Annotated in this window: 24 protein-coding genes; 10 read left to right on the forward strand and 14 right to left on the reverse strand. The window is 61.9% G+C overall.

Going from position 1 to position 25,481, the window contains the following annotated elements:
• Positions 1-152: 152 nt before the first annotated feature.
• Positions 153-1,313, forward strand: coding sequence for a hypothetical protein (locus J5286_RS31370; protein ID WP_245206518.1), 1,161 nt, complete (start codon positions 153-155; stop codon positions 1,311-1,313).
• A 47-nt stretch (positions 1,314-1,360) separates the two neighbouring features.
• Here the strand turns inward: J5286_RS31370 and J5286_RS24275 are convergent, their stop codons facing one another.
• Positions 1,361-2,062, reverse strand: coding sequence for a GntR family transcriptional regulator (locus J5286_RS24275; RefSeq protein WP_018901644.1), 702 nt, complete (start codon positions 2,060-2,062; stop codon positions 1,361-1,363).
• A gap of 121 nt (positions 2,063-2,183) precedes the next feature.
• On the opposite strand from J5286_RS24275, the gene J5286_RS24280 reads away from it, so the two are divergent.
• From J5286_RS24280 to J5286_RS24310, 7 genes are all read left to right on the forward strand, one after another.
• Positions 2,184-3,698: an aldehyde dehydrogenase family protein gene (locus J5286_RS24280; RefSeq protein WP_209192352.1), complete on the forward strand. Its 1,515-nt coding sequence runs from the start codon at positions 2,184-2,186 to the stop codon at positions 3,696-3,698.
• A 152-nt stretch (positions 3,699-3,850) separates the two neighbouring features.
• Positions 3,851-4,801: a sugar ABC transporter substrate-binding protein gene (locus J5286_RS24285; protein WP_209192354.1), complete on the forward strand. Its 951-nt coding sequence runs from the start codon at positions 3,851-3,853 to the stop codon at positions 4,799-4,801.
• 69 nt (positions 4,802-4,870) lie between these two features.
• The gene (locus tag J5286_RS24290; RefSeq protein WP_209192355.1) at positions 4,871-5,890 is read left to right on the forward strand and encodes an ABC transporter permease; all 1,020 of its coding nucleotides are present in this window, start codon (positions 4,871-4,873) and stop codon (positions 5,888-5,890) included.
• A complete protein-coding gene (locus J5286_RS24295) occupies positions 5,890-6,627 on the forward strand; it encodes an ATP-binding cassette domain-containing protein (protein ID WP_016554332.1) in 738 nt (245 codons plus the stop codon). Before J5286_RS24290 ends, J5286_RS24295 begins: the two co-directional genes overlap by 1 nt.
• 31 nt (positions 6,628-6,658) lie before the next feature.
• The gene (kduI, locus tag J5286_RS24300; protein ID WP_209192356.1) at positions 6,659-7,501 is read left to right on the forward strand and encodes a 5-dehydro-4-deoxy-D-glucuronate isomerase; all 843 of its coding nucleotides are present in this window, start codon (positions 6,659-6,661) and stop codon (positions 7,499-7,501) included.
• Positions 7,498-8,253, forward strand: a complete 756-nt coding sequence (gene kduD, locus J5286_RS24305; protein ID WP_209192357.1) for a 2-dehydro-3-deoxy-D-gluconate 5-dehydrogenase KduD — start codon at positions 7,498-7,500, stop codon at positions 8,251-8,253. Before kduI ends, kduD begins: the two co-directional genes overlap by 4 nt.
• A 3-nt stretch (positions 8,254-8,256) precedes the next feature.
• Entirely contained in the window at positions 8,257-8,592 is a 336-nt protein-coding gene (locus J5286_RS24310; protein ID WP_449090035.1) for a cupin domain-containing protein, read from the forward strand.
• Between the two features lie 10 nt (positions 8,593-8,602).
• On the opposite strand, the gene J5286_RS24315 is transcribed toward J5286_RS24310, so the two are convergent.
• Positions 8,603-11,713, reverse strand: coding sequence for an autotransporter outer membrane beta-barrel domain-containing protein (locus J5286_RS24315; protein WP_245206521.1), 3,111 nt, complete (start codon positions 11,711-11,713; stop codon positions 8,603-8,605).
• 338 nt (positions 11,714-12,051) lie between these two features.
• Here J5286_RS24315 and J5286_RS24320 point away from each other — a divergent pair, with 338 nt between their 5' ends.
• On the forward strand, positions 12,052-12,969 hold the full coding sequence (locus J5286_RS24320; protein ID WP_209192360.1) for a DMT family transporter: 918 nt from the start codon (positions 12,052-12,054) through the stop codon (positions 12,967-12,969).
• A 56-nt stretch (positions 12,970-13,025) separates the two neighbouring features.
• Here J5286_RS24320 and J5286_RS24325 read toward each other — a convergent pair whose 3' ends face one another.
• The 12 genes from J5286_RS24325 to J5286_RS24375 form a co-directional block, all read right to left on the reverse strand.
• Entirely contained in the window at positions 13,026-13,331 is a 306-nt protein-coding gene (locus tag J5286_RS24325; RefSeq protein WP_209192361.1) for a hypothetical protein, read from the reverse strand.
• A 97-nt stretch (positions 13,332-13,428) separates the two neighbouring features.
• On the reverse strand, positions 13,429-14,067 hold the full coding sequence (locus J5286_RS24330; protein WP_209192363.1) for a glutathione S-transferase family protein: 639 nt from the start codon (positions 14,065-14,067) through the stop codon (positions 13,429-13,431).
• Between the two features lie 153 nt (positions 14,068-14,220).
• Positions 14,221-14,616, reverse strand: a complete 396-nt coding sequence (locus tag J5286_RS24335; RefSeq protein WP_209192364.1) for a DUF1622 domain-containing protein — start codon at positions 14,614-14,616, stop codon at positions 14,221-14,223.
• A 46-nt stretch (positions 14,617-14,662) separates the two neighbouring features.
• Positions 14,663-15,340 (reverse strand): YoaK family protein, encoded by a 678-nt coding sequence (locus J5286_RS24340; RefSeq protein ID WP_209192365.1) that lies wholly within the window; start codon positions 15,338-15,340, stop codon positions 14,663-14,665.
• A gap of 252 nt (positions 15,341-15,592) precedes the next feature.
• On the reverse strand, positions 15,593-15,850 hold the full coding sequence (locus tag J5286_RS24345; RefSeq protein WP_209192366.1) for a formate dehydrogenase subunit delta: 258 nt from the start codon (positions 15,848-15,850) through the stop codon (positions 15,593-15,595).
• 3 nt (positions 15,851-15,853) lie between these two features.
• On the reverse strand, positions 15,854-18,733 hold the full coding sequence (gene fdhF, locus J5286_RS24350) for a formate dehydrogenase subunit alpha (RefSeq protein ID WP_209192367.1): 2,880 nt from the start codon (positions 18,731-18,733) through the stop codon (positions 15,854-15,856).
• A gap of 228 nt (positions 18,734-18,961) precedes the next feature.
• Entirely contained in the window at positions 18,962-20,518 is a 1,557-nt protein-coding gene (locus J5286_RS24355; RefSeq protein ID WP_209192368.1) for a formate dehydrogenase beta subunit, read from the reverse strand.
• On the reverse strand, positions 20,515-20,994 hold the full coding sequence (locus tag J5286_RS24360) for a formate dehydrogenase subunit gamma (protein ID WP_209192369.1): 480 nt from the start codon (positions 20,992-20,994) through the stop codon (positions 20,515-20,517). Before J5286_RS24360 ends, J5286_RS24355 begins: the two co-directional genes overlap by 4 nt.
• A 158-nt stretch (positions 20,995-21,152) precedes the next feature.
• On the reverse strand, positions 21,153-22,049 hold the full coding sequence (locus tag J5286_RS24365; protein WP_209192371.1) for a LysR family transcriptional regulator: 897 nt from the start codon (positions 22,047-22,049) through the stop codon (positions 21,153-21,155).
• Between the two features lie 113 nt (positions 22,050-22,162).
• Positions 22,163-22,450: a hypothetical protein gene (locus J5286_RS31375; protein ID WP_245206522.1), complete on the reverse strand. Its 288-nt coding sequence runs from the start codon at positions 22,448-22,450 to the stop codon at positions 22,163-22,165.
• Positions 22,451-22,612: 162 nt separating this feature from the next.
• Positions 22,613-23,473, reverse strand: coding sequence for an urea carboxylase-associated family protein (locus J5286_RS24370; protein ID WP_209192372.1), 861 nt, complete (start codon positions 23,471-23,473; stop codon positions 22,613-22,615).
• Between the two features lie 35 nt (positions 23,474-23,508).
• The gene (locus tag J5286_RS24375; protein ID WP_018898090.1) at positions 23,509-24,213 is read right to left on the reverse strand and encodes a GntR family transcriptional regulator; all 705 of its coding nucleotides are present in this window, start codon (positions 24,211-24,213) and stop codon (positions 23,509-23,511) included.
• A 399-nt stretch (positions 24,214-24,612) separates the two neighbouring features.
• Between J5286_RS24375 and J5286_RS24380 the strand changes: the two genes are divergently transcribed.
• On the forward strand, positions 24,613-25,398 hold the full coding sequence (locus J5286_RS24380; protein WP_112533959.1) for a transporter substrate-binding domain-containing protein: 786 nt from the start codon (positions 24,613-24,615) through the stop codon (positions 25,396-25,398).
• The last annotated feature ends 83 nt before the right edge of the window (positions 25,399-25,481 follow it).

Consider the following 25,481-nt stretch of genomic DNA (forward strand, 5'->3'; position numbering starts at 1 on the left):
TGGCAGCTTGGAACTTTATCCCGACATGGTTGTTGGAAGGTTGTAGATCACGCTCGATCACGCTCAAAACCATCTGAAGTGCGCACTTCCGCTTTTGACCTGGACCTTTGGCCCTGGTGCTCATGCCCTTTCAGGACATAACGGAGGAAAAAATGATGTACTTGAAATCGACGATTGCCATACTCGCTGCCGGCTGCGCCAGCGTCCTCGTTCCGCCACAGGCAGCGGCGTTTGACGTCGGAGGATCGAACGGCATCAGCATCAACGGCAATGGCGGCGGGCTCAACGTGTCGATCGGCGGCGCCAACGGCGTCAATGCCACGGTTGGCGGCGGCTCGAACCTCGCCAATGTCTCCGTCGGCGGAACGGGCGGTGTGAATGCCGATGTCGGCGGCAATTCGACCGGTGGCGTTGGCGTGAATGCGACGGTCGGCGGTGCCAGCGGCATCAACAGCGCCACCACGGTCGGCGGCAGCAATTCGTCGGGCGGCCTCGGTGTCGGAACGACTGCGACGATCGGTGGAGCGAGCGGCGTCAACGCCGATGTCGGCGCAACCGTCGGCGGGTCCAGCATCGCGAATGTGGATGCCGTGGTCAATGTTGGTGCCGGTGACAACACGCTTGCCGATGTCAACGCCAATCTCGGTGTTGGCGGCACCTCCGGCGGTAGCGGCACAAACAGCATCGCCGATCTCGGAACAAACGCCAACATCGGCGGCGTGAATGGCGTCAACGCGGATGTCGGTGCGACGGTTGGCGGATCGAACCTCGCGACTGTCGGCGCTATCGCCAATGTTGGGGCGGGCGACAATACGCTCGCCGACATAAACGCCAATGTCGCGGTCGGTGGGGGCTCAACCGGAAGCGGTTCGACAAGCGGCGGTCTAGTTGACGCTGACGTCACAGCGAGTATCGACGGTACGAATGGTGTGAACGCTGGTGTTGGTGCAAACGTTGGCGGGTCCGGCCCCAGTGTCGCTGCCATGGCCAACGTCGGTTTGGGTGATAACACGCTAGCCGAAATCAGCCTCGCAATCCCCGGTTCCGGATCGGGGGGCACGGATCCAGGTACACCAGGTGTCCCCGGTACGCCTGGAACACCTGGCAATCCCGGAGGCCCCGGCGCAACCAATCCCGGCGATGATGTCAATGGCGATACCGGCGGCGACCGCAGCCGCAGCCTGGCGATGATCAACGACATGTCCGCCAGAGACCGCGCCAAGGCCAAGGCTAGCTGCAAGGACGTTGTACGCTCCGGCGGCTTCGAGGCAGGCCTCGTCAGCCTCTGCAAAATGGTGATGGCAAGCCGCTGATTTCGCTGAAAGTCAAAAGGGCGTCGGTTTCGACGCCCTTTCTGCGTTCACTCGAACAGATCGGGATGATCCGCTTCGATCTGCGGCAGGTCCGACAGGATGCCATTGAGGTGCGCGCGCATGGCGGCTACCGCGGCATCCGCATCACGCCCATCGATCGCCGTGATGATCGCCTCATGCTCGGTGATCAGCCGCATCATGGAATCGGGGTGGCGAAGCTGCAGATTGCAGACGCGGTCCATATGCGCTTTGATGTCGGCGATGGCGCTCCAGGCAAGGCTGCAGCCGGCGCCTTCCGCAATCGCGATATGGAACTGCTCGTCCTCGCGCCGGAACGCGTTGTGGTCATGCGCCTCCATCGCCATCCGCTGCTTGCCGATGATCGTGTCGATCCGCCGGCGCGTCCAACTGTCGAAGCTCTCGCTGGCGCGCCGCGCGACGGCGGTCTCCAGCGCCTCGCGCACGAAGCGCGCCTCCATCATCTGCCGTGCCGAGATCCGGACGACGACGGTTCCCCTGTTGGGGCGCACATCGACCAACTTTGATCTACCGAGCGCGATCAGCGCCTCGCGCACCGGCTGGCGCGAGACACCCATGCGGGTCGCGATCTCCTGCTCGGAGAGCCGCGTTCCCGGCGCCAGTTCCAGCTTGATGATCTGCTCGCGCAGGTCGCGTTCCACCTGGGCCGCAGCGGTTTCGCCGGTCTCAATCTTCAAGGATTCGAGGTTCATGTCTTTCGTCGCCGTCATGCGTTGACATCCAATTTAAACCACCATACAGTACCATACAATTCAAACGCAACATAAATCCGGTGGTCTGAAACCGGGTAAAAAGGGAGGGCCGGCACGATGTGTCGGCTTTAAGGGAAACGTGCTGTCCAATTTCATTGCGCCTGATTCCAGTGATCCGCGGCTGAACATTAAATCCCGCTACCAGATGCTTGTCGATGGCAAGTCGGTGGATGCCACATCCGGCCGCACGATTGACCGTGTCAGCCCCGGTCACGCGGGCGTCGTCGTCGGCACGTGGCCGGAAGCCTCGGCCGATGATGTGCGTTTGGCCGTTGCCGCCGCCCGCCGTGCCTTCGATACCGGCCCGTGGCCGCGCATGTCGGGCGCGGAACGCTCGCGCCTGATGTTCAAGGTGGCCGACCTGATCCTCAAAAATCAGGAAGAGCTTGCGCTGGCCGAAAGCCTCGAAGTCGGCAAGCCGATCGCCCAGGCGCGCGGCGAGATCGGCTTCTGCGCCGACCTCTGGTCCTATGCCGCAGGCCAGGCGCGCGCTCTGGAAGGCCAGGCTCACAACAACATCGGCGATGATCGCCTTGGTCTGGTGCTGCGCGAAGCCGTTGGCGTCGTCGGCATCATCACGCCGTGGAACTTCCCCTTCATCATTGCCTCCGAGCGCGTGCCGTGGGCGATTGGCGCGGGCTGCACCGTCGTCCTCAAGCCGTCGGAATTCACCTCCGGTACCTCGATCCGCATGGCGGAGCTGGCGCGTGAGGCGGGCATTCCCGATGGCGTCTTCAACGTCGTCACCGGCTACGGCGATCCGGCCGGCCAGGTGCTTGCCGAAGATCCCGGCGTCGACATGGTTGCCTTCACCGGTTCGGTGCGCGTCGGCACCAAGCTTGGCGAGATCGCCGCGCGCAGCGTCAAGCGTGTCGGGCTGGAGCTCGGCGGCAAGGGTCCGCAGATCGTCTTTGCCGATGCCGACTTCGAGGCTGCCGCCGATGGCATCGCCTATGGCGTCTATCACAATGCTGGGCAATGCTGCATATCCGGCAGCCGGCTCCTGGTTCAGGAAGGCATCCGCGACGCTCTGATGGAGCGGCTGCTCGACATCTCGCGCAAGGTGACCTTCGGCGATCCGCTGAACGACCGCACCAAGATCGGCGCGATGATCTCCGAAGCCCATGTCGGCAAGGTTCATTCCTACGTGGAAGCCGGCATCGCATCGGGCGCCGAACTGCTGCTCGGCGGCGAGCGCGTCGGCAAGGAGAAGGGCATCTATTACGCCCCCACCGTGTTTGCCGGCGTGAAGCCCGAGATGTCGATCGCCCGCGAGGAGATCTTCGGGCCGGTGCTGTCGACCTTGACCTTCAAGACCGCGGACGAGGCCGTGGCGCTCGCCAATGCCAGTGAGTTCGGGCTTTCCGCCTCGGTCTGGTCGACCAATCTCGAAAACGCCATGCAAAGCATCCGCCGCATTCGCGCCGGCCGCTGCTGGATCAACAGCGTCATCGACGGCACGCCGGAGCTGCCGATCGGCGGCTACAAGAAGAGCGGTCTCGGCCGCGAACTCGGCCGCTATGGCTTTGATGAATATTCCCAGTTCAAGGGCGTGCACGTGACGTTCGGGCGACCGGCGCCGTGGCTCGGCTGACAGGGGATTAAAGGATAGGGCGTTTCCGCTTTTGGGAGAAGGCGGGACGTCTGGGAGGAAAATCTCGGCCGGCGTGATCTTTGGTCGGAGCCCGCCAGCCGAGACTTGGGTCTTTCGACCCACATTGCACATCCATAAGGGAGGATACGCAAATGAAATTGACCAGGTTGAAAACCGCAGCACTCGCCGCGGGTATCGCCACGATGATGACATCTACGGCATTGGCCGCCGACGTCAAGGCAACGATGATCATCTATCTCGATCCGAGTGTCCAGTTCTTCAACCCCGTGGTGAAGGGCGCCAAGGATGCGGCGGCACAGTTCGGCGTCGATCTCGACGTGCAATACGCCAACAACGATCCAGTTCGCCAGAACGACCTGATCGAGAGCGCCACGGCCGCTGGCGTCGATGGCATTGCCGTTGCCATCTCCTCGTCGGATGCATTCGACGAAAGCATTTGCGCGGCCGTCAAGGCCGGCATCGTCGTTATCGGCTTCAACAATGACGACCTCGAAGGCGCCAAGGGCAATTGCCGCCAGGCCTATGTCGGGATGAACGAATTCTCCTCCGGCTACGAGCTCGGCAACCGGATGATCAAGGAATTCGGCCTGAAGTCCGGCGACGTCGTCTTCAACCCGCGCGAAATCCCCGAAGCGAGCTTCGCGGTCGCGCGCGGTGGCGGCATCGAGAAGGCGATGAAGGAAAACGGCATCAAGGTCGAGACGGTTCGCGCCGGGCTTGATCCGGCCGAGGCGCAGAACATCATGGCGCAGTTCCTGATCGCCAACCCCAACGTCAAGGCCGTGTTCGGCACGGGCTCGGTCACCTCGACCGTCGGCGCCGGCGCCATCAAGGATGCGGGCGTCAAGGTCCCGTTCGGCGGCTTCGACCTCGCGGTCGAGATCGTCAATGCGGTCGAGTCAGGCGCGATGTTCGCGACCATGGACCAGCAGCCCTACCTGCAGGGCTATTACCCGATCGCCCAGATCGCGCTCTCTAAGAAGTACGGGCTGACCCCGACCGACGTCGACACGGGCCAGGGCGCCTTCCTCGACAAGTCGCACATCAGCTCGGTCAAGCCGCTGATCGGCAGCTTCCGCTAACCGCGTTTCGCGGGAGCCTGCCGGCCAAGCCGGCAGGTTCTCCGTCTCCAATCGATCGAGTACCAGACCGTGACACCAATTCTTGATACAAGTGCCGCGCCCCGGTCGCGGACGCAGAAACAACCGATGATCCGGCAGATCATGGCAATGCCGGCAGGCGCGATCTTCCTCGTCTTCATGACGCTGCAGATCGTCTGCATCGCAGGCGCGCTTCTCTATCCCGATCAGTTCCGCTACCTCTCGCCGCAGAACCTGACGATCCTGATGAAGGCTATCCCCGTGCTGGGCTGCCTGGCGCTCGGCGCCGGTGTGCTGATGATCGCGGGCGAATTCGACCTTTCCATCGGCTCCGTCTACACCTTCACTGCCATCCTGATGGCAAGCCTCGTCGGCGCCGGAATGAGCGCCTTCATCGCCGCCCCGCTCGGCGTCTTGGCCGGCATCATGATCGGCTTGCTCAACGGCCATATCACGCTGCGCTTCGGGCTGCCGTCCTTCATCGTGACCCTGGGTGGTCTGCTGTTCTGGCGCGGCGCGGTGCTCCTTTATAACGGCGCCGTCCAGGTCCGCTTCGATCCCGAGCCGATCTTCACCAGCCTGTTTTCCGGCACACTGCTCGGCATCAACGCCGCCTTCATCTGGATCGTTCTCTTCGTCGTCGGCTTTCACTACCTCGTCCACCGTCACCGCTTCGGCAACCATGTGTTTGCCACCGGCGGCAATCGCGGTGCTGCGGAAGCGATCGGCATCAACACAAACCGCGTCAAGCTCGTGGCCTTCGCGATCGCGGGCGCCATGGCGGCAGTGGCCGGCATCATTGCAACGGCGCGCGTTGGCAGCGTACAGCCGGGGCAGGGCGCCGGACTTGAACTCCAGGCAATCGCCGCCTGCGTCATCGGGGGACTGTCGCTTCGCGGCGGGCGAGGCTCGATCATCGGCATCTTCCTCGGCGTGCTCCTGATCCACACCATCACCGACGTGCTGCTTCTCTTGCGTGCGCCGGGCTTTTATCTCGACATGTTCATCGCGACGCTGATCGTGCTGGCCGCCATCTTCAACCATCTTATCGAGCGGCGAGGTCTTGCGTGATGTCGGCCCCCAATCTTCTTGAACTGCACAACATCTCGAAAAGCTTCGGCGCGCTGACCGCGCTGCGCAATCTGAGCTTCCATATCGGCGAAGGCGAAGTGGTGGGGCTGCTCGGCGACAACGGCGCCGGCAAGTCGACAACAGTCAACCTGATCTCCGGCATCCACAAGCCGACGGACGGCTATCTCAGCGTCGACGGCAAGAAGACGGCATTCACCTGCCGGTCGGATTCCGCCGATGCCGGTATCGAAACCATCTATCAGCATACGGCGCTGGTGGATTCGCTCTCGATCACCCGCAACATCTTCATGGGTCGCGAACTCACCGATCGCTTCGGCTTCCTGCGCCAGCGCGAAATGCGCGAGATCGCCATGGAGGTGCTGCAGAACGCGGTCCATATCTCCGGCATCGATAGCCCCGATACGCTGGTCGGCAATCTCTCCGGCGGACAGAAACAGGCCGTCGCCATCGCCCGTGCGGTCTATTTCAAGAAGCGTGTGCTGCTTCTCGACGAGCCGACCTCTGCGCTCTCGGTGCGCGAGACGGAGGCGCTCCTGAACCAGGTGCTGAAGCTCAAGGCGGAAAACGTCTCCAGCGTGCTCGTGACCCACAACATCTACCACGCCTATCAGGTCTGCGACCGCTTCGTGATCATGAGCCACGGCACCAAGGTGTTCGATGTCGACAAGGCGGACACGACGATCAACCAGCTGACCGAATATGTCGTGCTCACCTGATCCCACCCAACAGACAGAAGGGGCATCGCCCGTGACCATTTCAGTATCAGTACGCCAGGTCGTCGGACCTGAGGATGCCGCAAGGCGTGACACGCAGGGCCTGCGCGACGGCTTCGTGATCGAGAACCTGTTTCGCTCTGGCGAGGCCAATCTCACCTACAGCCATCTCGATCGCATGATCGTCGGCGGCGTGGTGCCGGACACCAAGCCTATAGAGATCGCCGCAATCCCTGAGACCGGCACGGAGCGCTTTCTCGACCGGCGCGAGGCTGCCATCGTCAATATCGGCGGCGCCGGTACCGTCAGCGTAGGGGGTAAGGCTTACGAACTCGGCTTCCAGGAAGCGCTCTATATCGGAATGGGTGAGGGGGCCTTGAGCTTCGCCAGCAAGGATCCGGCCGCGCCTGCGCTCTTTTATCTCCTGAGCGCGCCAGCGCATCGGACCTGCCCGACAGTGCACATCACCCGTGAGATGGCTAGGAAGGTGGTTGTGGGTTCTGCGGAAGAATCCAACGCCCGCACCATCAATCAATATGTCCACCCTGATGTCTGCGACAGCTGCCAGTTGCTGGTGGGGCTGACCATGTTCGAGCCGGGTTCGGTCTGGAACACCATGCCGGCACATGTTCATGATCGCCGAATGGAGGTCTATCTCTATTTCGGCATGCAGGAGCAGACGCGCATCTTCCATTTCATGGGCGAACCCCGCGAGACGCGCCATGTCGTCTTGAAGAACCACGACGCGGTGCTGTCGCCCGGCTGGTCGATCCATTCGGGTGCGGGAACCGGCCGCTACGCCTTCATCTGGGCCATGGCCGGCGATAACATGAGCTTCACCGACATGGACAAGGTGCCGATGGAAGACCTGCGATGAGCCTTTTCGATCTCACCGGCCGCTGGGCCATCGTCACCGGTGCCAATACCGGTATCGGCCAGGCCATCGCGGTTGGCTTGGCTGATGCGGGCGCCGACGTTGTCGGCGTCGGCCGTTCGGCGATGGACGAGACAGCGGACGCGGTCACATCGACGGGGCGCCGGTTCGTATCGCTCAAGGCGGACCTGTCCGATACCGGGGAGGCGAAGGCGGTTGTCGAACGCGCCCTTGCCGCCGGCGCCTCGCCCGACATCCTCGTCAACAACGCCGGCATCATCCGCCGCGCTGATGCGCTGGAGTTTACGGAGGAGGATTGGGACGCGGTGCTCGACACCAACCTGAAATCGGTCTTCTTCCTCTGCCAGGCCTTCGCGAAGGCCGCGGTCGCGCGGCAATCGCCGGCAAAGATCATCAACATTGCCTCGCTCCTCTCCTTCCAGGGCGGCATCCGCATCCCGTCCTATACGGCGGCGAAAAGCGGGCTTGCGGGGATCACCAGGCTGATGGCGAACGAATGGGCCTCGAAGGGCATCAATGTGAACGCCATCGCGCCCGGTTATGTCGAAACCAACAATACCGAGGCGCTTCGCGCCGATGCCGAGCGCAGCGCCGATATCCTCAAGCGCATCCCCGCCGCCCGCTGGGCGAAAGCCGAGGATATGGTGGGCACGGCTGTCTATCTGGCGTCGCGCGCTTCCGATTATGTTCATGGTACGGTGCTGCCGGTCGATGGCGGCTGGCTTGCCCGATAGGAGATGATAATGGCCGATCACTACACCCTTCCCGATGACATCACCTGGACCGAAGTCGCGCCCGGCAACCGCCGCGCCGTACTGTCCCATCGCCCCGAGGCGATGCTTGTCGCCTTCCGCTTTGAACCCGGAGCGATCGGCGCGCTGCATTCACATCCGCATACGCAGGTGAGTTACGTCGCCGAGGGCGCCTTCGACGTCACCGTCGATGGCGTCACGACGAGGCTCGATGCCGGCTCGAGCTTCATTGTGGCACCTAATCTCGTGCACGGCGTCGTTGCCGTTGAGAAGGGACTGCTGATCGATACCTTCACGCCACGGCGCGATGATTTTCTATAGAACCGCGGGCCTAGAAGCTCGTTACGAGGTTCATCTGGATGGCGTTGGAGCGGAGGCCTTTGCCAAACGCGCCGGAGTAGCTCAGCGTTAGCCGCGAAGACTTGGAAAGCTTCGCGGCAACGCCGATCTCCGCCACGACGGAATCGCGGGGCATTTCCGTGCCCGCGATGATGAAGGGTGAACTACCCGAAAACGTCATTCGGGAATAGGGCGTTACATCACCCCCGATATGCCGCCAGCCCAGCAAGCCTGAAACCGAAAGAGGCAGTTCGCTTTCCGGCCAATCCATCGCCCAGCGCAATCCGACCGTCGACGAGGTGATCGCGGCGTTTCCACCTGTTACCGAGAGCGCGGCATCGCCACCCTGCTCCTGAAAAGCATCGGTATCCAGATTGATGTAGGCGAGATTGGCGAACGGCTGAACCTTGAGTGCGTCCCACTCGTAGGTCCACGAAAGATCCGCGAGAATCTGGCTGGTGGCGCTCGCATAATTTGCGGAGAGCTGGTCCGCAAATGTGCCGAATGCGATATCACGCCGCGTGGATGCTTCGTTGTGGGCATAGATGGCGCCGCCGGCGAATTGCATTGGGCCGAGGTCACCCATGGCATAAAGGCCGGCGTAGTAGGAATCCGTGCTTACCTTATCGAACGATTGTTGACCGTAGCCGACCACGCCGCCGACCCGCCAGTGATCGGAGACCGGCGCATCGGCCCCGAACAGGGCGCCATTGAAGCGCGCATCGATCCCGGCCGCGTTGTCGCCGCCTGACAGGACGTTGGACGACAAGAATCCGGAGGTCCAGAAGGTTGCGTCGGTGTCTCGCTGATGTGGACCCCAGGCGATCTCGTCGAGGATCGCTTCGCGCGGAAGGCGGCTTTGCCATAGCAACGCGCTTTTCAGAGAGGCATGGGCTTCGCCGCTCAGTTGCGAAAAGGCACTCGCGGCAGTGGCGGAATCGAGCGATAGGACCGCGTCGTAGACGGCGCGGCCTGACCCCAGCGCTTCGACGGCCGCAGCGGTTGCCCGGCCATTTGCCGTGTCGGCCACGTCCGCGAATTGCACGCCGTTGCGATCCAGCCGCATGTCGATGGTGGTGGCGTCGTATATCAATGTTGGCGATAGAAATGCGAAATCGCTCGTCACGGTGTCGAACGTACCGGTTATGCTGCTGCCGTTCAGGATCGTATAGCTGGTTGCTGCCGCATAGTTGCCGGCTGCTGCCTTGACGGCAAGCGTTCCCCCCTGGATGGAAATGGTGCCCGTTGCATCCACCCGGTCGGAAAGGCCGCTCGCCGCGATATCAACCTGGTAGGTGGAGCCCGTGGCGAACGTCACGTCGCCACTGACGCCAAGCGTTGCGATCCCCGGGCCCGGCGTCAATATGCCGCCTGCGTTCACGAGGATGCCGCCGACAGTGCCGGCGCCGGAGAGCAGGCCGCCCTCGTCGATGTCAACGATGCCCGATATGGAGCCATCGTTGACTAGCGAGCCGCCGGAGACCGTGGCAGCGCCAGATATCGCCCCAGTGTTGGAAAATGTCCCGGCATTGTTTTGCAGCGCTGCAATTGTTCCGTCGTTTGCCGCGATGCCGGAATTCGTCACCGCCCCGGCTGTCGCGCCGCTATTGTTGATGAAGGTGCCGGCGGCGCCGACATCGACATTCGCCAATGTCGCGTTGTTGACAACGTTGCCACCGGCCACGGTGATCAGGCCCGTAACCGCTCCACCCGCGTTGTTGGTGAATGTCCCGCCGTCGTTCTGTACGGAGGCGATCGTCCCTGCATTGGTGACGGTCCCGGCGTTCCTGACATCGCCGGCGGTGGCGCCGGTGTTGTTGACGAAGGCTGCTGCGGCGGCGACATCGGCATCGGTGATGACGAAGTTGTTCGTGACCGTTCCGCCTGCGACGGTGGTCGTCCCGACGACCGTGCCGCCGGCGTTGTTGGTGAAGCTGCCTGCGGTGTTGGTCAGGCTCGCGATGGTGCCGGCATTGGATGCAGTGCCGGCATTGGTGACGGTGCCTGCGGTCGCCCCACTGGTGTTGGCGAATGTGCCGGCCGTGCCGACATTGACGTTGTTCAGGCTTGCATTGTTCGTGACGCTGCCGCCGCTGATGTTCGTTCCGCCGGTAACGGTTCCGCCGGCATTGTTGGTGAACGTCCCGCCGTCGTTCTGCAGGGAGGCGATCGTCCCAGCGTTGGTGGCAGTCCCAGCATTTCTAACAGCGTCTGCTGTTGCTCCGGTGTTGTTGACGAAGCTTGCGGCCGCGGCGACATCGGCGTCTGTGATCACGAAATTGTTCGTGACAGTTCCGCCTTCGACGATGGTCTTTCCGGTTATGGTTCCGCCGGCGTTGTTGGTGAAGCTGCCTGCTGTGTTCGTGAGGCTTGCGACTGTGCCGGCATTGGAGCCGGTGCCGGCGTTCGTGACAGCGCCAGCTGTTGCACCACTATTGTTGACGAAGGTCGCCGCGGCGGCGACATCGGCGTCGGTGATAACGAAGTTGTTCGTTACCGTTCCACCCGAGACGGTCGTCTTTCCCGTCACTGTGCCATCGTTCGTGAAGCTGCCTGCTGTGTTCGTGACGTCGCCGACGGTTCCCGCGTTCGACGCGGTGCCGGCGTTCGTAATCTCGTCGATGATCGCTCCGCTGTTATTGACGAGCGTTGCGCCTGTGGAGACGTTGACCTGACCTGTGGTGCCGTTGTTCGTGAGTGCGGTTCCGGTCCCAACGATTGCGCTGCCGAGTGTACCGTTGACGGAAACATTGCCATTGTTGAGATTGAGCTGACCGTTGAGCTGGCCATCGAGGGAGAGGCTGCCGCCATCGAGGCTGACGTTCGAGTTCACTACGCCGCCGCTGTTTATGCTGACGCTACCTGACGTGATCGTCGTGCCATTCGTGCTGGTCAACACACCGGTGTTGCTAATGGTGACGTTGCCGCCATCCACATCAAGATGGCCTACCGTCACGTCGTTCGAGACTTGCGGAGAGCCCGCGTCGACGCGGGCTGTATCGTTGGCATCGGGGGCAGCAGGGGTCCAGTTTGACGAATTGCTGAAGTCGTTGTCAGGGTTGCCACCGGCCCAGGTGGATTGCGCAAAGCCATGGGTGGGCAATGCGATGGACGCCAGCGCCGTAAATAAGCCTAGACGGCGAGAAAATGCCGGGAATAGTTGTCTCATCTGCAGGCCGACGCTTAGCGGACACCCGCCTGACGTCAGCGGGATGGTTAACAATTCCTATCGGCAGCGTGGTTAACGAAGGTTAAATTGTTGGCGGTGGCGGCTATTCATCACTGGATTATCAGAATGGCTGCTTCTCCGCTTGCAACATGGTTTGCCGCCGGAGTAAGCATCTGCCGATCAAATGGGCATCGACGTGGTGCGGCAAATCGTGAACAAGATTGTCGCCGGAACCTCGTCACGGAATGGCGTCACGGAGCGCCTTTAAAATCATGAACAGGCAGGCGGCTCTTGTCGCGGGCGGAAACGCCGTTTTGGTTGGTATCGTCCTGATGCTCGTCGGCGATTTCATGTTCGCCCTCAACGACGCCATGGGCAAATGGCTCGTGGCGAGCTTTTCCGTCGGCCAGGTTCTGCTCGTTCGCTCGCTTGGCGCGTTTTTCGTGCTCGGGCCGATGTTGTCGCGCCAACCGATCGCCTCGCTCTATCGAGTGGAGAAACCGCAATGGCAATTGGTGCGCGTGATTCTCGCCACCGCCGATACCGGGCTGTTCTATGCTGCCGTTGCCTATCTTCCGCTGGCCGACGTCATGACGTTCTACATGGCCGGTCCAATCTACGTCGCGGCGCTCTCGCATTTTCTCCTTGGAGAACGGATCGGCTGGCGGCGCTGGCTGGCGGTCCTGATCGGCTTCTTGGGTGTCGTCATCGCGCTGCGCCCATCTTCGGCCATGCTATCCTGGCCTTCGATGTTTGGCCTCATCGGCAGCATTTCCTTTTCGCTCACCCTGGTGCTCGGTCGCGTGCTGCGATCGACGCCTGATGCCACGCTCGTGACGTTGCAGACGCTTGGATGTCTCGCTGTCGGGGCGGTGCTTAGCGTCGGAAGTTGGAGTGCGTTTAGTGGAGCCCAACTACTGGCGTTGTTGCTGCTCGGTGTCGTGTCCTGTTCTGCGCATCTAATGATCACGCGCTCGCTGAAGCTCGCACCCGCCTCGCTGCTGGCGCCGCTTCAATACACTTTGCTGCTATGGGCGATCCTCTTCGGCTGGATGTTCTTCGGCGAGTTTCCCGATCGACAGACGCTGATCGGCGCTGCTGTGATCGTGCTGGCGGGCTTGTTCATCTTCCACCGCGCCAAGGTGAAGGATGTCGAGCCGCTGGTGCCGAACGATGCGAGCCATGGGTAAGGATTGGCCGTGGATCTGCCAATCTAGTGCAAAGCTTTCAGTATGCGATGTACGCACTAGATCCCGGATCCATCAAGCTGCAGCATGTCGTCACCTTCCCAAGGGGAGGGCAGCGAGCTTTGGCCGACATTGGCTGAAGGCATCGGCATCCAGCATTTCAGTTCCGGATCGGGATATTCGATGATGCGACCGGGCGCGGAATCGGATGAGCGCCAGCCTTCCGAACCGAACCGATCGCCGTTCGACCAGTAGGCAAGATCGACCTGAGCCGGTCCCTGTTCGGACGGATGGATCGTCACCAGAATCCGGCTGCCGTCCTTCGGCGCGCTTGCCATGTGGCGCCACTGGTTTGCGTTTTCCATCATCGTCCTCCCACATTGCTGCAATTCACAAGTGTGGCGTCGCCGTTGAAAACGTCAACTCAAACTTCGCGAAATCCCCTCGGCAATTTCGCCAATTTCAAACTGGGAGTGGCGGCATCGGCGGCGCGTCGAGCCCAGCAAACGGGTCACGCCACGCGTCGATGTCATTCAAGCGATCCGACCAGCGCTGGATGGCGGGATAGTCCGAGATCGGCAGTTTCGCGGCATCGTTGAAAGGCAGGAAGGTTGCCATGCGAAAATCCGCGAAGGAGATCGCGTCGCCAACGAGCCACATGTGATCGGCAAGCTCGGCCTCAAGCAGGGCCGCCGCCCTGTGGAACTGCTTCAGTCCGATTTCGACCTGCGCTTCGTCACAGGTGCCAATCCCATAACGCGGTTTCGTCCCGCGCTCCCAATGGACCGCGTCACACGCCTTCACGAAATTATCCTTTGCCCAACTGATCCATCGGATCATCTCCGGCTCGTCGTCATCGGTGCGCCAGAAATTCGACCCGGTATGCCGGGACAGATAACAAGCGATCGCGTCGGTCTCCCATAGCGATCGTCCGGGGCGTTCGAGGATCGGAAGGAGGAGATTGGGATTAAGGGGGAGGTATCGTTCCGATTGCCCGGGCTCCAGAGGAGCAGCGAACTCAAATTCGATGTTTGCGTCCAGATGCCTGGCAACGGCAACGGCGAGACGTGGGTTTGGATTTCTGCTGAAATAGAGCTTCATGCCGGTCTCCCTTCAGTGCTTTGCCCGTCTAGGACGAACGAGGATCTGCCTTGCCGACACTATCGGATGACAATCCCGTCCGGCGGACCTGGCGAAGGAGCGGGATGGTCGAAGATTATTCAGTTTTAAGGTCGACTGTAATATCGCTTGCCGTCAACGGCTTTCCGCGCTGCTTTTCGACGCCCGCGACCACGGCCACTGACCGTCGATCTCGGCTTCGAGAGAAAAGCTCAGGAACGTCCTGATCATAACGATCAGCCCGAGCAGGCCGACGCTTTCCCATGTCAGGGGCGAGATGATCGTCGCGATGATATCCGCGCCGATCAGGATTTCGAGGCCGAGCAAGATGCCGCGTCCGAGGTTCGCGCGATATCTGTCGTAGGCGTCATGCTTCGCGGAGGACATCAGATCTCTAACGTAACTCACCGTCGCGACAACCACGCCGATCAGGATGACGCCGACGCCGAAGAATTCGAGGCCCGATGCCATGGGCTTGAGGATCGGAGCGATCAGACTTGCTAATCCGCCGACTTCGCCAACATTATCCATTGCAGCAATCCTTCCGCTTTTGTCCGCTAGTCGTGGGTCAAAAATCTTATGCTTCGGCACCTGCGGTGCTGGCGAAGAGAGCGATCGTGGCCAGGATGGCTGGCAGGGTGAAGGCTGCAGCCGGAGCGAACATGTAACCGGCGGCACCGAGGCCGCAGCCGAGGGCGAATGTGATAACCGCCGTGCCCATTTTCACGATCCGCGCCTTTAGCGCAGCCGTCTCTTCCGATTTCGCGCTGACCAGGAGGTCGGCGAGGTCGAGCATGATCTGCGTTGTCGTCCCGGTCATCAAGGTGGACGGGGGCGCCTTCGACAGGTGTGCCCTGTGAAGCCCGTTCTGAATGGCCATCGCGGAAACAAGAGCAAGTCCAACGACAAGCGTCACGATGTTTTCGTCCGCGTGAAATGGTCCATGATAGAGCGCGAAGATCGCTACACCGGTGAGAAGAGCCAGCTTCACGATCAGCATCGGGCGGATCGGGGATCGATCGGCAGCCTGCAATTTCAAGCAGGCCAGACGCGATGCGAAGACGACGAAACAGAATACGGGAAGTGCCAAAAGCTTCGATAATGCTCCGCCCAGACCGAGTGCCGCCGTTGCGCCAAGCGTGACGAAGTTCCCGGTGACGTGGGCGGTGAACAGACCCGATAGCGCGAGAAATCCGAGCGTGTCCACATAGCCTGCGTTGAAGCTCAGGAGTTGGGGGAGGGAGGGCAGCTTCATGATCTCAATCTCAATTCTTCTCAAGTGGCGACGAACTGAACGGCGGTTTGAAGCCGCCTTGGCGAAGCTCGCGTTCGTCTGATGAGGAGATATTGAAGGGAAGTGCCTTGGCGAACAATTGCACGAATGATTTCGATTTAATTGCGCTAGATGCAATTATCGATCCACCCTCGGCCCCGCGCACTGAGGTCTCTCGGCGATCGAGTGCCACCTTCTAGCGCGCCGTTATTTGCACCGGCCAGGTGGTGTTTGTCAGACGGTCGTCTCAGTCCTGGGTGTCGTCTTCGACACCGGCCGTTTGATCAGCGGCACAGCCTGCAACACCAAGGGGCTCAGCCCGTTTTTATCCTGCTCCAGTATCTCGAACAGTTGCCGGCGCATGCGCGGCTCCCAGAACTTGTTGATGTGCGAGGCCACGCCTTGCGCGGCCTCGGCTTCCGGCTGGGTCGCGAAGAATCCTGCGATCTGGTTCGCCATATAGACAAGCTTATCATGGGTGCCGTGTGACATCGCTTACTCCGCCGCTTCGAGCTTGCCCGAGATCCGTCGGCTCTGCCGCGCCTGCTCGTCGTACTCGACCTGCCAATCCGTCGGACCGTTGGACGGTGAGACCTGGACCGCGGTCACCTTGTACTCGGGACAGTTGGTGGCCCAATCGGAGAAGTCGGTGGTGATGACGTTGGCCTGCGTATCCGGATGATGGAAGGTCGTATAGACCACGCCCGGCGAGACGCGATCGGTGATCAGCGCGCGCAGCGTCGTATCGCCCGATCGGCTCATCAGCTTCACCCAGTCGCCATCGCGGATGCCGCGCTGTTCGGCATCATGCGGATGCACCTCCAGTCGGTCCTCGGAGTGCCAGACGACATTCTCGGTGCGCCGCGTCTGCGCTCCGACATTATACTGGCTGAGAATGCGTCCTGTCGTCAAAAGCAGCGGGAAGCGCGGGCCGGTGCGTTCGTCGGTGGCGATGTACTCGGTGCGGATAAACTTGCCCTTGCCGCGCACGAAGCCATCGACATGCATGATCGGCGATCCCTCGGGATGCGCCTCGTTGCACGGCCACTGAACGGAGCCCATCTTCTCCAGATAGTCGTAGGAGACCATTGCGAAGCTCGGCGTCGTTACCGCGATCTCGTCCATGATCTCGGACGGATGCTGGTAGTTCCAGGCAAGGCCCATCGCCTGCGCCAGCTTCTGCGTCACTTCCCAGTCGGCATAGCCGTTCTTAGGGCTCATCACTTTGCGCACGCGGTTGATGCGCCGCTCGGCATTGGTGAAGGTTCCGTCCTTCTCAAGGAAACTCGAGCCCGGCAGGAAGACATGCGCGTAATTCGCCGTCTCGTTCAGGAAAAGATCGTGGACCACGACGCATTCCATCGCCGCCAGCCCTGCCGCCACATGCTTGGTGTCAGGGTCGGACTGCAGGATATCCTCGCCCTGGACATAGAGCCCCTTGAAGGAGCCATCGACGGCGGCGTCCAGCATGTTGGGAATGCGCAGGCCCGGCTCGTCACTGATTTTGACGCCCCAGAGCTTCTCGAAGATATCGCGCGTCGCGTCGTCGGAGACGTGGCGATAGCCAGGTAGCTCGTGCGGGAAGGAGCCCATGTCGCAGGAGCCCTGCACATTGTTCTGGCCACGTAGCGGGTTCACGCCGACGCCGGGACGGCCGATATTGCCCGTCACCATCGCCAGGTTGGCGATCGCCATGACCGTCGTCGAGCCCTGGCTGTGCTCGGTCACGCCAAGCCCATAATAGATCGCGCCGTTGCCACCGGTGGCGTAAAGACGGGCAGCGCCCCGCAGCATATCGGCCGGCACGCCGGTCAGCGCCTCCGTTGCTTCCGGGCTATGGTGCGGCTCGGCGACGAAGGCCGCCCAGTCCTCGAACTCCGACCAATCGCAGCGCTCGCGGATGAAGCGCTCGTCGAACAGGCCCTCGGTGACGATCACATGCGCCAGCGAGGTCATGACCGCGACGTTGGTGCCGGGTTTCAGTGGCAGGTGATAGGCGGCCTCGACATGCGGCGAGCGGACGATATCGGTGCGGCGCGGATCGATGACGATCAGCTTGGCACCCTGGCGTAGCCGCTTCTTCAGGCGCGACCCGAAGACCGGGTGCCCGTCCGTCGGGTTGGCGCCGATGATGACGACGACATCGCTCTTTTCGACGCTGTCGAAATTCTGGGTGCCCGCCGAGGTGCCGAAGGCCTGGCCGAGGCCGTAGCCTGTCGGCGAATGGCAGACACGCGCGCAGGTATCCACATTGTTGTTCTGGAAGCCGGCGCGCACCAGCTTCTGCACGAGATAGGTTTCCTCGTTGGTGCAGCGCGACGACGTGATGCCGCCGATCGAATCGCGACCGTACTGGTATTGGATGCGACGGAACTCAGAGGCGACGTGCGCGAAGGCCTCGTCCCAACTCACTTCGCGCCAGGGGTCGGTAATCTTCTCGCGCACCATCGGGTTCAAGATGCGGTCTTTGTGGCTGGAATAGCCGTAGGCGAAGCGGCCCTTGACGCAGGAGTGCCCGCGGTTCGCCTGCCCATCCTTCCACGGCACCATGCGCACCAGTTCCTCGCCGCGCATTTCCGCCTTGAACGAACAGCCGACACCGCAATAGGCGCAGGTGGTCACCACGGAATGCTCCGGCTGACCGATCTCGATCACCGACTTCTCGGTCAGCGTCGCCGTGGGGCAGGCTTGCACGCAGGCTCCGCAAGACACGCATTCCGACGAGACGAAATCCTCGTGCATGCCGGCCGAGACGCGGGAATCAAAGCCGCGCCCTTCGATAGTCAGCGCAAACGTGCCCTGTACCTCCTCGCAGGCGCGCACGCAGCGCGAACAGACGATGCATTTGGCCGGATCGAAAGTGAAATAGGGGTTGCTCTCGTCCTTCGGCGCCCATTTGGCATTGAGCCCGCCATTGTCGCGCGCCTTGACGTGGTTATCGCCATCGTAGCCGTAGCGCACATCGCGCAAGCCAACGGCGCCCGCCATGTCCTGCAGCTCGCAGTCACCATTGGCGGCACACGTCAGACAGTCGAGCGGATGGTCGGAAATATAGAGCTCCATCACCCCGCGACGGACGTCCTTGAGCCGGTTCGTCTGCGTCGACACCACCATGCCCGCCGCAACCGGCGTGGTGCAGGACGCGGGCAGGCCGTTACGTCCCTGGATCTCGACAAGACAGAGCCGGCAGGAGCCGAAGGCGTCGATCATGTCGGTGGCGCAGAGCTTCGGGATCTCGATGCCTGCATCCATCGATGCGCGCATGATGGATGTACCCTCTGGCACGGTCACCTGGTTGCCGTCGATGGTGAGCGTCACCATGCTCTCGGACGTGGAGGCCGGCGTGCCGTAGTCGATTTCATGAACGAGGGACATGGTGTGCCTCCGTGAGAGAATGATCTGCTGTCGTGGATGGCGCGAAGACCCCTCCCCAACCCCTCCCCACAAGGGGAAGGGGCTTCACTGCGGCGCGGTCATCGCACCGCAGCGGCTCTCCCGCATGTGGACGTGTCGAGACGAGAATGGGAAGGGCGCAGCATTCTAAGCCCCTCCCCCTTGTGGGGAGGGGTTGGGGAGGGGAATAGACGTTAGATGCAGCGCTCATCATTCCGCAGCCTCCACCATCGGCCCCGGCGCGAAATCGTCAGGAAAATGCGTCATCGCGCTCAACACGGGATAAGGCGTGAACCCACCCAGCGCGCAGAGCGAACCAAACTTCATCGTGTTGCAGAGATCGGCCAGCAGCGCGCGGTTCTTCTCCGGCTCGATACCGCTGGCGATTTTGTCGGCCGTTTCCACCCCGCGCGTCGAGCCGATGCGACAGGGCGTGCACTTGCCGCAGCTCTCGACCGCGCAGAACTCCATCGCAAACCGCGCCTGCTTCAGCATGTCGGCGCTGTCGTCGAAGACGACGATACCCGCATGGCCGATCAAGCCGTCTTTCGCGGCAAAGGCTTCATAGTCGAACGGCGTATCGAACAGCGCGCGCGGGAAATAGGCGCCCAACGGCCCGCCCACCTGCACCGCCTTGACTGGCCGCCCCGATGCCGTGCCGCCGGCGATGTCGTCGACGATCTCGCCCAGCGTCAGCCCGAACGCCACCTCATACAGACCGGGATGCTTCACATTGCCGGCGATCTGCAACGGGATCGTGCCGCGAGAGCGGCCCATCCCGAAGTCGCGATAATGGGCAGCGCCCTTGTCCATGATCACAGGGACGGAGGCGAGCGAGATCACGTTGTTGATCACGGTGGGACAGTCGAACAGGCCCTTGTGCGCCGGCAGCGGCGGCTTGGCGCGCACGATGCCGCGCTTGCCCTCCAGGCTGTTCAATAGCGCCGTTTCCTCGCCGCAGACATAGGCGCCAGCGCCGGTACGGATCTCCATCTCGAACGCCTTGCCCGAGCCAAGCACCGACGGCCCGAGCACGCCAGCGCGTCCCGCGACCTCGACCGCCTCGGTCATGGCGGCAATCGCGTGCGGATATTCTGAACGGATATAGACGAAGCCCTTGGTCGCCCCGGTCGCCAGCCCCGCGATCGCCATGCCCTCGATCAGCACGAAGGGGTCGCCTTCCATGATCATCCGGTCGGCGAAAGTGCCGCTGTCGCCTTCGTCGGCGTTGCAGACGATGTATTTGCGTGCACCCGGCGCATCGAGCACGGTCTTCCACTTGATGCCGGTCGGGAACCCCGCGCCGCCGCGGCCGCGAAGACCGGAAACGGTGACGTCCTTGACGATATCGGCCGGCTGCATGGAAACGGCGCGGCGCAGACCAGCCAGGCCGCCATGTGCCTCGTAATCGGCAAGCGAGAGCGGATCGATCACACCGCAACGAGCAAAGGTCAGTCGTGTCTGTCGCTTGAGAAACGCGATCTCCTCGACCGCGCCAAGACAGAGCCGGTGATCGCCGCCCGATATCAGGTCGGCATCGAACAACGCCGCGACGTCGCGAGCCTTCACCGGGCCGTAGCCGATCCGCTGGCCTGCGACTTCGACCTCGACCAACGGCTCCAACCAATGCATGCCGCGCGAGCCATTGCGCACGATGACCGCATCGAGATCGCGATCGGCGATCTCCCTGGCAACCGCATCAGCCACCTTGTCTGCGCCGAGCGCCAGTGCGGCCGCATCGCGCGGAATATAGATCCGGACACTCATCGGCGTGCCTCCGCGATAATCTCCTCGAGATCGGCGACATCGACCCGGCCATGAACCTCTCCATCAAGCATCGCCGATGGAGAGCACGAACAGAGCCCGAGACAGAAAACCGGTTCCAGCGTGATCGCCCCGTCAGGCGTCGTCCCGTGCCAGTCGATCCCCAGCATCGCCTTCACCCGCTCGGCCAGACGGTCTCCTCCCATCGCCTGGCAGGATTCGGCGCGACAGAGCTTCAGCACATGCCGGCCGGCCGGGTGGTTGCGATAATCGTGATAGAAGGTGACGACGCCATGCACTTCGGCCCGCGACAGGTTGAGCCCATGCGCGATGACGGGAAGCGCCTCCTGCGGGACGTAACCGAACACGTCCTGGATCTCGTGGAGGATCGGCAGCATCGGGCCTTCGAGCGTCTTCAGACGATCGACGATCTCACGCACCTGGTCGGAAATATCGCCGTTGGCGACACGAATATTCATCAGCGGCCCTCCCAGACCAGCAGCGACGTTCACGGACGTTCGGCAAGCCCCTCCAGAAGCCTTCGGCCGACGATACGGGACCGTCAAATCATTATAGAACTTTCTCAGGGAAGGACGAAGCGATCAATAAAGCTGTCTCGTCAGTCGATAGGAATTTCCTATTGAAGGTCCGGCTTCTCTATGAGGATGCGCGCCTCGTGCAGGAGCGCCGAGACCAGTGGCGTGAAGGGCTCACGGTGGGTCGCGACCAAGCCGACGACATGATGCGCCTGCGGCTCGACAATCGGGATCATCCGGATTTCGGCCGGAAAGCCGAACGATTTCGCAACATTGCGCGGCATGATGCTGGCCCAGCGACCGGTGCGAACGTGCGAGAACAGCACGATCATCGAGTTGGATTCGAGCGTCGGCTGCGCCGTGGCGCCTGCTTCTCCCAGCAACTGGTTGATAATTCGCCTGTTCTGCATATCGGCTGTCAATAGACAGAGCCTGATATCGCCGACCTCTTTCCAGGTGACGCTTTCGCGATCGGACAGCGGGCTGCCGGCAGCGGTGATGAGGTTATACTGTTCGGCATAGAGCGGAACGCTGGTCACACGCCCGAGTGGCTCGTTCTCGAGATAGGTGATGCCGGCGTCGATCTCGAGATTCTCCAGCATGCTCAGCACCTGCAGCGAATTGCGCGAGACGATCGAAAAGGTGACGTCGGGATGGCGCTCCTGAAAGGGCGCCGTCAGCTGCGGCAGCATCGACAATGCGGTCGGGATGGCGGCTATCCTTACATGACCGGCAAGGCCAGCGCGGGCCGCGCGCATTTCCTGGCGCATGGTGCGGGCGTCCCCAACGATCCGGCGGGCCCATTCGAGCACGCGCTGCCCCTCCGGGGTCAAACCCTGAAAGCGCGAGCCACGCTGCACGAGGATGACCCCGAGCTGGTCTTCCAGCTGGCGAATGGCGGCGGAGAGGGAAGGTTGCGATATGCCGCATTCCTGGGCGGCACGGCCGAAATGCTTTTCCGTGGCGACGGCGATGAAGAATTCCAGTTTGTCGATCATGCGGCCTCCCTGCCGAGGGCAAGCTTACCGCCGCAAGATCAAATGGTGAAGAGGCTGGAATTCCGTCCGAGACCTGCCATGCGCGAGGCATGGCAGGTTGGTGGCTTCGTCCCTTAGTTACAGACTCGGACTGACTCCACGTGAGACCCACCATCATAAGCATTCTGGACCTCGCGATCCTCATACCAGCAACGCGGACGCGGCGGAGGCGGATCGACGTAACGAGGGCCGGAGTTCGCGATGGCGCCACCGATCAGTCCGCCAACGACACCTGCGGCAACACCGCCGGCGATAGCGCGTCCGGTGTTGTCATGATGATGGTGATCGCGTGCCATCACCGGGTTGAATCCTCCGACGAGCACGACTGTTGCAGTAAAAACTGCGGCTAGCGTTCTTTTCATCGGACTGCTCCTTTCTGAAAAACCATGGTAACTCAACGTCGCAAACGCGGATTGGTTCGATCTTTGTAAGGACCAGCAGGCGGGCTAGAGTGTGAGCCTACCTAAAACAAAGCTCCCGCGAACAGGTCGCGGAAGCCTTATCGTCAAATCTATCTCTGTGGCTCAGAGGCCGTGCGTACCGTCGTAACCGTTGACCGCGGGCGCGCTCCAGCCTTCCGGCAGATGAGTCGGCTTGTAGATCTCGACCACAAGCGGATAGCAGGCAACCGCGTCCGAGGAATGCTCGGAGGAGCAATCGCCGCCGGGGCAGGCCGACATGCAGCCGAGGAGATCGATCTCGGCGAAGAATTCGAGATAATCGCCGGGGCGAACCGGGCTGGCCTTCATGAAATACTGTCCGGTATCGCGCGTGAAGCCGGTGCACATGAAGACGTTGAGCACGTCGTGAATGTAGGTGCCGGCCTCCTGCAGCGACTTACCGGTCTGAGCGGCGAAGGCGCGCGTCAGGTTGGAGTGGCAGCAGTGGTGATACTGGCCGCCATTGCTGAGCAGATTGTGCGTGTAGGGATCGCAGCGCGTGCCGATGACGTCGTGCACCGAGCCGCCGAATTCGTCGAAGCCATACCAGTCGAGCGTGTCGTGGGTGATCGTCGCGATCGGGCGCAGATAGGGCATGTTGGAGAAGAGCTGGTCGCCGAGGCCGACATGGGTGCCGTTCAGCGCCCGGGTCTTGCCGGTGAAGAGGCGTTCCTCGAGATTGTTGGCATTGAAGAGGTTCAGATCGCCCACCTGCGAGCCCTCGCTGGAGAGGATGCGGCAGAAATGACCGGCCGGCACGGTCCAGCAGGCCGCATCACGCGGCGGCACGACCACGCGCTCGACGAACTCCAGATCGTCGCGCAACGCGCGATATGCCGCGAGGTCCGGGCGGGGTAGTGTTTCAACGGGATAACAGATGACCGGCTTGATGGCCTTGCGGCTCGCTGCGTCTTCCGGTGCACTGGTAATCGGCTGGGGCTTCATCCCTCATTTTCTCCTGATATGCGGGCGGGCTGCCGTCAATCGGCGGGCGTCGCCAATGTCTTCTTGGGGCGGGGCAGGCTCTGCGCGCGGGCAGCTTCCAGCACCACGCGTTCGGATTCCTGCAGATAGAGCTCAAGTGCACGGGTGGCTGCCGTGCGGTCGCCGTCGCAGAGTAGGCCGCAGATTTCGACGTCGCGCGCCACCCACGGTTCCTGGAATCGGCGGGCATCGGGCGCCATAGAGAAGGCGAGGCGGGCCTGGGCGGCGACCGTTGCGAACACGTCGTTCAGCCGCGGGCTGCCGATGAAATCGACGATCTGCTGGTGAAACTCCAGCGATGCAGTGCCGCACTGCTGCCAGTCCTTGGCAAGTGCGGCGCGCTGCACGGCTTCGACGCGGGCGACAAGCTCGGACATCGCTTCCTGCGAGGCATAGGCGCTGCAGGTGACGCCGCGCAGCTCAAGCGTCATGCGGATCGCGTAGATCTCGCTGATCTCCGTGGAATTCAGCGCCCGCACGGTCGCACCGTAATGCGCTCGATGTTCGATCAAGCCTTCGGCAACCAGATCCCGCAGCGCCTCGCGCAAGGTATTGCGCGAAACGTTCAGCGCTTCCGCCCACACGACCTCACGCAGCGGCGCGCCGGGCGCGAGCTCGCCACGCAGAATCTTGTCGCGCAGCAGGCCGGCGGCAGTCTGCGTCAGCACAAGAGGTCGGTCCGGGGGATTCTGGTTGGTCAATATGGCCTCCTTGGTGATTTATTTTTGTTGAACAACTTACGCATGTCAAGAGAGGTGAAGTGCGCATGCCGGGATGCTGGCGATGAGGCGAGGGCAGGTCCGACGCGCTATGCGCTGGAGGTCCCGCTTTCCATGATTGCCAGATCCATGTGCCTCCTGCTTCGGAACCGGATATGCTGTTGCGACGTATTTTTCGGCGAACTGAGATGTCGCCGTTGATGAATCTCGCTTTATCTCGTTATTTCAGTCGCTTGTCAGTATTCCGTCAAGTACCTTCGCCGGGATGCGGATGGCCGACCTGCTCGAAATCAGCCCCTTGATGAAACTTTATGCATCGAGGGGGATTGCAATCTCATAATTGTTCAACAAAAATGAGCCATCAATCGAGAGGAACAGTCCATGAAAAAACTCCTTGCTGGTCTCATCATGTTGGCGGCGCCCCTGACGGCGGCCCATGCGGAAACGCTGAAGATCGGTGTCGATCTCACCTATCCGCCCTACAACTACTTCGACGACGCCAACCAGCCCGCCGGCTTCGACGTCGAGCTGATGAAGCTGATCGGCAAGAAGACCGGCAGCGATGTCTCTTTTCATGACACCCGTTTCGAGAACCTGATCCTCGGCGTCTCCAGCGACCAGTTCAACGTCATCGCCTCCACGCTCTACGTGACGGCGGCGCGCGCCAAGCAGATCGACTACATCCCATACATGAAGACGGGCGTCTCGATCGCGGTCTCGGCCGCCGGCGGCCAGAACTTCACCAAGCCGGAAGAGCTTTGCGGCAAGCGTGTCGGCTCGATCAAGGGCGCTGCCTGGATCCCCGAACTCGAGAAGCTGAACACGACGGTTTGCGCCGCCAGCCCGATCGATTCCCGCGAATTCCCGACTTCGCCCGAGGCCACCCAGGCCGTCATGTCCGGCGGCGTGGACGCCCAGCTGGAAAACTCGGCGGTGCTCGCCGATGCCGCCAAGAAGCTGAACGGCCGTCTGAAGGTCACCTCCACCGAACAGCTCTATCCCGTCATCGTCGGCTTCGGCGTGAAGAAGGGCAACACCGAGGTCGCATCCTTCCTGCGCGATACGCTGGCGAAGCTCGACGGCGATGCCGATTACGAGGCGCTGTTTGCCAAGTATGGCGTGGCGAAGTCAACCGAAACCGAATTCAAGGCGGCTGTCGGGCAGTAAGCGTTCCGGGCGGGCGCCGGTGAGGCGCTCGCCTGACTGATCAACACAGGAATGCGCGGCGCTTCGGCGCCGCTGCTCTTTTG

The sequence above is a fragment of the Rhizobium sp. 16-488-2b genome (assembly GCF_017741815.1).
Lineage (GTDB): Bacteria > Pseudomonadota > Alphaproteobacteria > Rhizobiales > Rhizobiaceae > Rhizobium.